Here is a 10,843-nt window from a genome sequence, read left to right as displayed (position 1 = left end):
AGACTTTGGGGGGGGGGGGGGATTCTACGGTTGGGGGAGACAATTCGGAGGGGGGAGGGGGTTTTTTGCTTGGTAGCGGCCTGGGGGGGGGGGGGGGGGGGGGGGGGGGGCCCACCCCCCCCCCCCCCCCCCCCCCCCCGCCACCCCGCCACCCGCCACCCCCCGGGAGGGCTACGCCGGGGCCAACTCCGACAGCATCGCCTCGCGCAGCCGAAGGGTGGCCACCAGCCGCTGAAAGGCCTCCGCCCAGTACGCGGCAGCGCCTGGCACCGCGTCCGGCGGTTCCTCCGCGGCCGCGGTCAGGGCCTCCAGCCGGCCGGCCTCCGCAGGATCGAGGCAGCGTTCGGCCAGGCCCATCACCCCGCTGAAGCTCCACGGGTAGCTGCCCGCCTCGCGGGCTATGTCCAGCGCGTCCACCACCGCCCGGCCCAGCGTCCCGGCCCACGGCACCACGCACACCCCGAGCAGCTGGAACGCCTCGGACAGTCCGTGGGCCCGTACGAACTGCGCGACCCACTCCGCCCGCTCCGCGTCCGGCAGGGTCTCCAGGAGCTTGGCCCGCTCCGCGAGCGACGCCGTGCCCGGACCCGCCGCGGGCGGTGCGGACGCCGGGCCGAGCAGGGCCCGCGACCACTCCGCGTCGCGCTGGCGCACCGCGGCCCGGCACCACGCCGCGTGCAGTTCCTCCGTCCAGCCCTCGCCCGCGGCCACCGGCAGCGCCACGATCTCCGCCGGGCCGAGCCCCCCGAACCGCTCCCGCCAGCACGACAGCGGCGCCGCCTCCACCAACTGGCCGAGCCACCAGGCCCGCTCCCCGCGACCGGCGGGCGGCCGCTTGACCACCCCGTCGCGGAGCATCCCCGCATCGCACTCAGCCGGCGGAGTCACCCCCTCCGGGCCCACGCAGGCCAGCGCGCGCTCCGCCATCCGTCCCGCCAGTGCCGACCGCGGCAGTGCCGACAGCAGCTCGGCGGCCGTCGCGCGGACATTGCGGCTGCGGTCACCCAACGCCGCCTCCAGGAAGGGCTCGTCCCCCTCCGACAGCCCCACCCGCAGCGAATCGAGGAACATCAGCCGGTCCTCGGCCCGTTCGGTGGCCCAGGTCGTCGCCAGCAGCCGCGGCGCGGCCGCCGCCTCGTGGGCCCGTATGGCGCCCAGCAGGGCCACCCGCTCCGCGAACAGCCCCTCCTGCCACAGCCGTTCCACCGCCTCCCGGTCCGTCACGTCCGGCAGCTCCCCGCCGCCGCCCGCCCCGCCGCGCAGGGCGAACCGCCAGTCCGGATTCATCCGGGCCAGCCACAGCCCCCGCGTCCCGGCCAGGGCCAGTGCCTGCGGCCGCAGATCCGTACGGGCCCGGGCCGCGTCCAGCAGCGCCGGTACCAGCGCGGCCGGTGAGCGGTATCCGTGCCGTCCGGCCGCGGCCAGCCACTGGGGCAGCAGCTCCGTCAGATCCGGGGCGGACCCGCGCCGCCCGCCGCCGTTGCCCGCGCCGGTCCGGCCGGCCAGCAGCTGCGCGAGCCGGCGGCGGGCCGCCTCCGGCGGCGCCGGCCGGGGATCCCGGGGCGCGGGCTGCGGGCGCGGGCCCGCTTCGGCCGGCCGCAGCCCGGCCCGGCGCCGTACGGTGTGCACGGCCGCCGCGTCCAGCAGCGCCTCCGGCGAGCCGGCCGGGCCCCCGCCCCGGCGCCGGTCGGTGCCCAGCAGCGCGGTGCCGACCAGCTCCTCCCACTCCCCGTACCCCTCGTCACCCTTGCCCATCGGGCCCCTCCCTCGTCGCTCGTCCTTGCCGCGTCCTGCGCTCCGGTCCCGCCCCCTCCACGGGACCGGAGCTGTCGATGCCCCGTCAGTCCTGTCCGAATGCGCTCAGCTGGCGTGGTTGTCGTTCATGCAAGCCCCCCGGCTTCTCGTCACCACAACGCCGGCGCCCCCGCGCCGCCGCATCCTCCTCGTGCCGCGTACGGCGCCCCCCGGCGTCGTACGCTTCCCCTCCCCGCCGCCCCTAAGTGACGGCATACGGCCCCCCAGGCCCCCTGCGATTTCCTCTGTGATTTCTTCTTTTCTTCCTTGCTCCCGCCCCTGTTCAGGACAGGGCGACCGGCTCGGGCGAATCCGGCTGCCAGGCCGTCAGAGGGGTGAACCCGCGGTGGCCGCATTCGCCGAACACCGTCACCGGGCCCCCGCCCGACAACGCGGCCAGCTGCCACAGCCCCCCGCGGGAGCGGCTACCGGACCCGGTGAGGGGCACCGGCAGGGCGCAGGCGCCCTCCGCGTCCGCCAGCTGCCAGCCGAGCTCTCCCGGTATCGGGATCACCGGGCCGAGCACCACCGGCCAGGACTCCAGCCACGGGTCCTCCCGCAGCGCCGCCCCGTACGCCTCCAGGGCCGCCCCCGTGCTCAGCCCGGCCGGAACCTCCGTGCACGGCACGGCCGCCGCGAACCTCTCCCCGAGGTCCGCCCGCAGCCCCGCCGACCCGGGCCGGAAGCGCATCTCCGCCTCCAGCACCAGCCCCACCGGCAGCGCCAGCCCCGGTGGCCGCCCGGGCGGTCCGAAGTCCAGCACCAGGGCCGGCCGCCCGCCCGCCAGCCCGCGCAGCCATATCCGGCGGGTGGTGAGCCGGCCGTCCGGTGACACCGAGTCGTACTGGGCCAGCACCAGCCAGCGGTCCCGTACGGCCTCCCCCTCCCCGGAGGCCGGCAGTCCCACCCGGCTGCGCACCGTCGCCGCCAGCTGTTCCGGCAGCCCGGCCACGCCCAGCCAGGCCCGGTCCAGCAGGTGCAGCAGCGCCGCCTCCTCCAGCATCCGGGCGGGCCAGCCGGTGCCGCAACTGGGTATCGTCCCCAACTCCCGGACCCGCCCCGCCAGTCCGGGTGCCTGTGCGTCGACCATCCGGGCGGCGGTCTCCTCCCACGCCGCGTACCCCGCCTGCTCCTGGCCCGCGAGGCCGCCGCGCAGCAGATCGGCCAGCCGCTGCTCCAGCTCGGTGACGCCCGCTCCGATGCGGGAGGCCCGCCGCTCGGCCCGGCGCCGGGCCGCCTCCTCGTCCACCGGCCCGCCCGTCCCGGCGGCCGGCCGCGCGGCCTTGGCCGCCCGCTCCGCCAGCCACTGCGCGGCCCAGTCCGGCGCCTCGCCGGGCTCGCCGACCCCCTCGGCGGACCAGAGCAGCAGCAGCCCCAGCGCGTGCTTGCACGGGAACTTCCGGCTCGGGCAGGAGCACTTGTACGCCGGCCCCGCCAGGTCCACGACCGTCCGGTACGGCTTGCTGCCGCTGCCCTTGCACAACCCCCACACAGAACCGGAAGCGGAACCTCCGATCTGCAACCACGGCCCCGCCCCGCCGAGTCTGCCCCCCGCCTTGCGTGAGGCATCGTCAGGAGCCAGAGCCAGTACCTGTTCCGCTGTCCAGCGGACCCCCTGCTCAGTCATGTGAACCACCGTAGGGACTCCCACTGACAATCGCTCTGACCTGCAACAACGCTGTGAGCGAGGCCCGTTGTCAGTGGCGTGGTGCACCTTGGACGCAGCAGTCGGAAGCGGCTGCCGCGCATTGGAGGGGGACCATGACCATGCCCGAGAACAGCACCGGCGCCGAGGCGCTGCGACCGCACGCCGAAGACGCCTTCGCACACGAACTGAAAGCCTTGGCGGCCGCCGACGACCGGCCCCGCCCGACCCGCTGGAAGCTCTCTCCGTGGGCCGTCGCCACCTACCTGCTCGGCGGCACGCTCGACGACGGCACGGTGATCACACCCAAGTACGTGGGGCCGCGCCGCATCGTCGAAGTCGCCGTCACCACCCTGGCCACCGACCGCGCCCTGCTCCTGCTCGGCGTCCCCGGCACCGCCAAGACGTGGGTCTCCGAACACCTCGCCGCCGCCGTCAGCGGAGACTCCACCCTCCTCGTCCAGGGCACCGCCGGCACCCCCGAGGAAGCCATCCGGTACGGCTGGAACTACGCCCGGCTCCTCGCCCACGGCCCCAGCCGCGAGGCCCTCGTCCCCAGCCCCGTCATGCGGGCCATGGCCGACGGCATGACCGCCCGGGTCGAGGAGCTCACGCGCATCCCCGCCGACGTCCAGGACACCCTCATCACCGTCCTGTCAGAGAAGACGCTGCCGATACCGGAGCTCGGCGAAGAGGTACAGGCCGTGCGCGGCTTCAACCTGATCGCCACCGCCAACGACCGCGACCGCGGGGTCAATGAGCTCTCCAGCGCGCTGCGCCGCCGCTTCAACACCGTGGTGCTGCCGCTGCCCGCCACCGCCGACGCCGAGGTCGACATCGTCGCCCGCCGCGTCGACCAGATGGGCCGCGCCCTCGACCTGCCGGCCGCGCCCGAAGGCCTGGAGGAGATCCGCCGCGTCGTCACCGTCTTCCGCGAGCTGCGCGACGGGGTCACCGACGACGGCCGGACGAAGGTGAAGTCGCCCAGCGGCACCCTGTCCACCGCCGAGGCCATCTCCGTCGTCACCGGCGGCCTGGCCCTCGCCGCCCACTTCGGGGACGGCGTGCTGCGCCCCTCCGACGTGGCCGCCGGGATCCTCGGCGCCGTCGTCCGCGACCCGGCGGCCGACAAGGTGGTCTGGCAGGAATACCTGGAGGCCGTGGTCCGCGAGCGGGACGGCTGGAAGGACTTCTACCGGGCCTGCCGGGAGGTGACCGTATGAGCCCGAGCCCGAAGGGCCCGCTGCTGCTGGGCGTACGGCACCACGGGCCCGGCTCCGCCCGGGCGGTCCGGGCCGCCCTGGACGCGGCCCGCCCGGCCGCCGTGCTGATCGAAGGACCGCCCGAGGGGGACGAGCTGCTCGCGCTGGCCGCCGACCCGGGGATGCGGCCGCCCGTGGCGCTGCTCGCGCACGCCGCGGACGACCCCGGCCGGGCCGCCTTCTGGCCGCTGGCCGACTTCTCCCCGGAGTGGGTGGCGATCCGCTGGGCGCAGGAGGCCGGCGTACCGGTGCGGTTCATGGACCTGCCGGCCGCGCACTCGCTCGCCGCCGAGGGGGACGCGGACCACACCGAGCCCGATGCCGTCAGGGTGGACCCCCTCGCGGTGCTGGCCGAGACCGCCGGGTACGACGACCCCGAGCGCTGGTGGGAGGACGTGGTCGAGCACCGCGGCGCCGGGGGCGTCCGGGGGGAGGTGCTCGGCGCGTTCGAGGCGCTCGCGGAGGCCATGGGAGCCCTGCGCGAGGCGTACGGCGACGGCGGCCACCGCCGCGACCTGGTGCGCGAGGCGTACATGCGGCAGCGGATGCGGGCCGCCCGCCGGGAGTTCGGCGACGCGTACGCCGTGGTGTGCGGGGCCTGGCACGTCCCGGCGCTGCGGGCCAAGACCACCGTGGCCGCCGACAAGGCGCTGCTGAGCGGCCTGCCGAAGGTCAAGGTGGAGACCACCTGGGTGCCCTGGACCCACCGCCGGCTCGCCCGGGCCGGCGGGTACGGCGCGGGCATCACCTCGCCCGGCTGGTACGCCCACCTCTTCTCCGCCCGGGACCGGCCCGTGGAGCGGTGGCTGACCAAGGTCGCCGGCCTGCTGCGCGAGGAGGACCGGCAGGTCTCCTCGGCGCACGTCATCGAGGCGGTCCGGCTGGCCGAGACCCTGGCCGCGATGCGGGGAAGGCCGCTGCCCGGCCTGACGGAGACCCTGGAGGCGGTCCGGGCGGTGATGTGCGACGGCTCCGACATACCCCTCGCGCTGATCGAGGACCGCCTGGTGGTCGGCGACGTGCTGGGCGAGGTCCCGGACGGGGCGCCCGTCGTACCGCTCCAGCGGGACCTGACGCGACAGCAGCGCTCGCTGCGGCTCAAGGCCGAGGCACAGGACCGCGAGCTGGAACTGGACCTGCGCAAGGACACCGATGCCGCCAAGTCCCTGCTGCTGCACCGGCTGCGGCTGCTCGGCATCGGGTGGGGCACGCCGACCGCCTCCCGGGGCAGCACCGGGACCTTCCGGGAGACCTGGCGCCTGCGGTGGGAACCGGAGCTGTCGGTGCGGGTTGCCGAGGCCGGGATCTGGGGCACCACCGTCCTGGCGGCGGCCACCGCCAAGGCCGAGGCGGACGCGGCCGGAGCCGAGGAACTGGGCGAGGTGACGGCGCTGGCCGAGCGGTGCCTGCTCGCCGGACTGTCCGAGGCGCTGCCCGCGGTGCTGCGGGCCCTCGCGGACCGGGCCGCGCTGGACACCGATGTGGCGCGCCTGGCCAAGGCACTGCCGGCCCTGGCCCGTTCGCTGCGGTACGGAGACGTGCGGGGCACCGACGCGGCGGCGCTCGGCACGGTGGCGGCCGGGCTCGCCGAGCGCATATGCGTGGCGCTGCCACCGGCCTGCACGGCCGGTCTGGACGCCGACGCGGCGGCGGAGCTGCGGGGCCACGTGGACGGGGTGCACGGCGCGGTCGGCCTGCTGGCGGAGGCGGACGAGGGGCTGCGCGAGCGCTGGTCCGCGGTGCTGCGGACGCTGGCCGGCCGGGACACCGTGCCGGGGCTGATCCGCGGCCGGGCGACCAGGCTGCTCCTCGACGACGGTCGGCTGCCGGCCGAGGAGACGGCCCGGCTGATGGGGCTCGCGCTGTCCCCGGCGGCGTCTCCGGCCGACGCGGCGGGCTGGATCGAGGGCTTCGCGGGCGGGAGTTCGGGCGGGGGCACGCTGCTGGTCCACGACGACCGGCTGCTGGGTCTGATCGACACCTGGCTGGTGGGCGTGCCGGAGCGCGCCTTCACCGACGTACTTCCGCTGCTGCGGCGGACGTTCGGGGCGTACGAGCCGGGGGTGAAGCGGACTCTGGGCGAGCTGGTCCGCCGGGGTCCTGGCGGTGGCTCGGCCGTGGCCGTGGCCGTGACGGGCTCGGGCCCGGCGGGCTTCGCGCCGGAGCTGGACGCCGACCGTGCGGACGCGGTGGTGGACCTGGTCCGGATGCTGCTCGCCGGGGCGCCTCCCGGCGGGGCGCCTCCCGGCGGGGTGGCGGTGGCGTGAGTGGTGCGGCGCCGTTGCCGGGGGCGCTGCCCCCGGGCCCCCGCGCCTCAAACGCCGGCGGGGCTGGTTGGGCCGGCGGGCTGGGTTCGGCCGGTGGTGAAGGTTGGTGGACGTGACGAGTGGAGGGGGACGGACGGATGACAAGCGCAGGGAACGCGGTGGAGCGGCTTCGGCGGTGGCGGATGGTGCTCGGTGGGGGAGAGGGCGACGGGACCGGGTGCGCGTTGAGCGGGCGGGACGCGGCGATGGATGCCGCGCTCGGCGCGCTGTACGGCGGGGGCGGCGACGGCGGGTCCCGCAGGGCCTCGGGGGCGCGGTCGGCCGGGCTGGGCGGGTCCGCGCCGAACGTGGCCCGCTGGCTCGGGGACATCCGTACGTACTTCCCCAGCTCGGTGGTCCAGGTCATGCAGCGCGACGCGATCGAGCGGCTCGGCCTGTCCGCGCTGCTCCTGGAACCGGAGATGCTCGAGGCCGTCGAACCGGACGTCCACCTGGTCGGCACGCTGCTCTCCCTGAACAAGGCGATGCCCGAGACCACGAAGGAGACGGCGCGCGCCGTGGTCCGCAAGGTGGTCGATCAGTTGGAGAAGCGGCTCGCGACCCGCACCCGGGCCACCCTGACCGGCGCCCTCGACCGCTCCGCCCGGATCAGCCGCCCCCGCCACCACGACATCGACTGGAACCGCACGATCCGGGCCAACCTCAAGAACTACCTGCCCGAGTACCGCACCGTCGTCCCCGAGCGGCTGATCGGTTACGGGCGGGCGGCGCAATCGGTGAAGAAGGAGGTGATCCTCTGCATCGACCAGTCGGGTTCGATGGCGGCCTCGGTCGTCTACGCATCCGTCTTCGGGGCCGTGCTGGCCTCGATGCGGTCCATTGCCACTCGCCTGGTCGTCTTCGACACCGCCGTCGTCGACCTGACCGACCAGCTCGACGACCCGGTCGACGTCCTCTTCGGCACCCAGCTGGGCGGCGGCACCGACATCAACCGGGCCCTCGCCTACTGCCAGTCGAAGATCACCCGGCCCGCCGACACCGTCGTCGTCCTGATCAGTGATCTCTACGAGGGCGGCATCCGCAACGAGATGCTCAAGCGGGTCGCCGCGATGAAGGGGGCGGGGGTGGAGTTCGTGACCCTGCTGGCCCTGTCCGACGAGGGAGCCCCGGCCTACGACCGCGAGCACGCCGCCGCCCTCGCCGCGCTCGGGGCGCCGGCCTTCGCCTGCACCCCCGACCTGTTCCCGGAGGTGATGGCCGCCGCACTGGAGAAGCGGCCCCTTCCGACCCCCTGAGGGGCCCCGTCCCAGACCCCTCGCCGGGCCGGCCCCAGCCCGTCCGCCGTCCTTCTCCGGCCCTTCCCCGGCCCTTCCCTCGTCCGTCCTGTGAATCGGTTAATCACACGAACTTCCAGTTCAACCGTGAGGCGATCTGTGACAGGTATCACCGCTCAGGTGTGATCTGCGATTTAGGGACCTACGTCCGGCGGGGATAACCTGCGGGACGGACATGCCGCGTCCACGGTCACCGTGTGCGCCTTCCTTGTGACAGCGCCGTCACGTTGCCCTTCGCGGCACGCCCACGCAGATAGCAGACAACCGCGAATCACTGCGAATCTTTAAAAAAGACAAGGGACGGACGCGCGTGGACCTGTTCGAGTACCAGGCGAGGGACCTCTTCGCCAAGCACGGTGTACCGGTGCTGGCCGGTGAAGTCATCGACACGCCTGAGGCGGCTCGCGAGGCCACCGAGCGGCTGGGCGGCAAGTCGGTCGTCAAGGCGCAGGTGAAGGTCGGCGGCCGCGGCAAGGCCGGCGGCGTGAAGCTGGCCGCCACCCCGGACGAGGCTGTCGCCCGGGCGACGGACATTCTCGGCATGGACATCAAGGGCCACACGGTCCACAAGGTGATGATCGCCGAGACGGCTCCCGAGATCCTCGAGGAGTACTACGTCTCGTACCTCCTCGACCGCACCAACCGCACCTTCCTCGCCATGGCGTCGGTCGCGGGCGGCATGGACATCGAGCAGGTCGCCGAGGAGACCCCGGAGAAGCTCGCCAAGGTTCCGGTGAACGCCAACGAGGGCGTGACCATCGAGAAGGCCCGCGAGATCGTCGCCCTGGCGCAGTTCCCGGCCGAGGTCGCCGAGAAGGTCGCCGAGGTCCTCGTGACCCTGTGGGAGACCTTCATCGCCGAGGACGCGCTCCTCGTCGAGGTCAACCCGCTCGCGAAGGTCGCCTCCGGCGATGTCATCGCGCTCGACGGCAAGGTCTCGCTCGACGAGAACGCCGAGTTCCGCCAGCCGGGCCACGAGGAGTTCGTGGACCACGCGGCCGCGAACCCGCTCGAGGCCGCCGCCAAGGCGAAGAACCTCAACTACGTCAAGCTCGACGGCGAGGTCGGCATCATCGGCAACGGCGCGGGTCTCGTCATGAGCACCCTCGACGTGGTCGCCTACGCCGGCGAAAACCACGGCGGCGTCAAGCCCGCCAACTTCCTGGACATCGGCGGTGGCGCCTCCGCCGCCGTCATGGCCAACGGTCTCGAGATCATCCTCGGTGACCCGGACGTCAAGTCCGTCTTCGTCAACGTCTTCGGTGGCATCACCGCCTGCGACGAGGTCGCCAACGGCATCGTCCAGGCCCTGAAGCTGCTCGAGGACAAGGGCGAGGCGGTCACCAAGCCGCTGGTCGTCCGTCTCGACGGCAACAACGCCGAACTGGGTCGCAAGATCCTCTCGGACGCCAACCACCCGCTGGTCCAGCGCGTGGACACCATGGACGGCGCGGCCGACAAGGCCGCCGAGCTCGCGGCTGCGAAGTAAGGGCAGAGGTCACAGACTCACATGGCTATCTTCCTCAACAAGGACAGCAAGGTCATCGTCCAGGGCATGACCGGTGCCACGGGCATGAAGCACACCAAGCTGATGCTGGCTGACGGCACCAACATCGTCGGCGGCGTGAACCCGCGCAAGGCCGGCACCACCGTCGACTTCGACGGCACCGAGGTCCCGGTCTTCGGCTCGGTCGCCGAGGCGATGGAGAAGACGGGCGCGAACGTCTCCGTCCTCTTCGTCCCGCCGGCCTTCGCCAAGGCCGCCGTCGTCGAGGCCATCGACGCCGAGATCCCGCTGGCCGTCGTCATCACCGAGGGCATCGCGGTGCACGACTCCGCCGCCTTCTGGGCGTACGCGACCGCCAAGGGCAACAAGACCCGGATCATCGGCCCGAACTGCCCGGGTCTGATCACCCCCGGCCAGTCCAACGCCGGCATCATCCCGGGCGACATCACCAAGCCCGGCAAGATCGGTCTCGTGTCCAAGTCCGGCACGCTGACCTACCAGATGATGTACGAGCTCCGTGACATCGGCTTCACCTCCGCCGTCGGCATCGGTGGCGACCCGGTCATCGGCACCACGCACATCGACGCCCTGGAGGCCTTCGAGGCCGACCCGGAGACCGAGCTCATCGTCATGATCGGCGAGATCGGCGGCGACGCCGAGGAGCGTGCGGCGGACTTCATCGCGAAGAACGTCACCAAGCCGGTCGTCGGCTACGTCGCGGGCTTCACCGCCCCCGAGGGCAAGACCATGGGCCACGCCGGCGCCATCGTCTCCGGTTCTTCTGGCACCGCACAGGCCAAGAAGGAGGCCCTCGAGGCCGCCGGTGTGAAGGTCGGCAAGACGCCGACCGAGACCGCGAAGCTGGCGCGCGAGATCCTGAACGCCGCTCAGTAAGCAGTCGCCGTACGGATGTACGTACGGACGCGCGGATGTACGGGCGTGGGGGGGGGGGGGGGGGGGGGGGGGGGGGGGGGGGGGGGGGGGGGGGGGGGGGGGGGGGGGGGGGGGGGGGGGGGGGGGGGGGGGGGGGGGGG

General features: G+C 74.0%; 7 protein-coding genes. 5 read left to right on the top strand and 2 right to left on the bottom strand.

Annotated features, from left to right (window positions below; translation table 11 throughout):
* Window positions 1-171: 171 nt before the first annotated feature.
* Both ACZ4TV_RS33250 and ACZ4TV_RS33245 read right to left on the bottom strand, forming a co-directional pair.
* The gene (locus ACZ4TV_RS33250; protein ID WP_468138983.1) at window positions 172-1,755 is read right to left on the bottom strand and encodes a DUF5691 domain-containing protein; all 1,584 of its coding nucleotides are present in this window, start codon (window positions 1,753-1,755) and stop codon (window positions 172-174) included.
* A 322-nt stretch (window positions 1,756-2,077) separates the two neighbouring features.
* On the bottom strand, window positions 2,078-3,421 hold the full coding sequence (locus tag ACZ4TV_RS33245) for an SWIM zinc finger family protein (protein ID WP_468138982.1): 1,344 nt from the start codon (window positions 3,419-3,421) through the stop codon (window positions 2,078-2,080).
* A gap of 134 nt (window positions 3,422-3,555) precedes the next feature.
* Here ACZ4TV_RS33245 and ACZ4TV_RS33240 point away from each other — a divergent pair, with 134 nt between their 5' ends.
* The 5 genes from ACZ4TV_RS33240 (at window position 3,556) to sucD (ending at window position 10,703) form a co-directional block, all read left to right on the top strand.
* Window positions 3,556-4,662 carry an ATP-binding protein gene (locus ACZ4TV_RS33240; RefSeq protein ID WP_468138981.1) on the top strand — a complete coding sequence of 369 codons (1,107 nt, stop codon included), beginning with the start codon at window positions 3,556-3,558 and terminating at the stop codon, window positions 4,660-4,662.
* The gene (locus ACZ4TV_RS33235) at window positions 4,659-6,968 is read left to right on the top strand and encodes a DUF5682 family protein (RefSeq protein ID WP_468138980.1); all 2,310 of its coding nucleotides are present in this window, start codon (window positions 4,659-4,661) and stop codon (window positions 6,966-6,968) included. Before ACZ4TV_RS33240 ends, ACZ4TV_RS33235 begins: the two co-directional genes overlap by 4 nt.
* Before the next feature lie 137 nt (window positions 6,969-7,105).
* Window positions 7,106-8,263, top strand: a complete 1,158-nt coding sequence (locus ACZ4TV_RS33230) for a VWA domain-containing protein (protein ID WP_468138979.1) — start codon at window positions 7,106-7,108, stop codon at window positions 8,261-8,263.
* 349 nt (window positions 8,264-8,612) lie between these two features.
* Complete coding sequence (gene sucC / locus ACZ4TV_RS33225; protein WP_468138977.1) at window positions 8,613-9,791, top strand: ADP-forming succinate--CoA ligase subunit beta; 1,179 nt, start codon at window positions 8,613-8,615, stop codon at window positions 9,789-9,791.
* A gap of 21 nt (window positions 9,792-9,812) precedes the next feature.
* Entirely contained in the window at window positions 9,813-10,703 is an 891-nt protein-coding gene (gene sucD, locus ACZ4TV_RS33220) for a succinate--CoA ligase subunit alpha (protein WP_030710487.1), read from the top strand.
* Window positions 10,704-10,843: the final 140 nt, after the last annotated feature.

The organism is Streptomyces sp. NPDC028910, from assembly GCF_055564955.1.
Note: the sequence above shows the minus strand (reverse complement) of the source record. Positions and strands in the feature narration are given on the sequence as shown.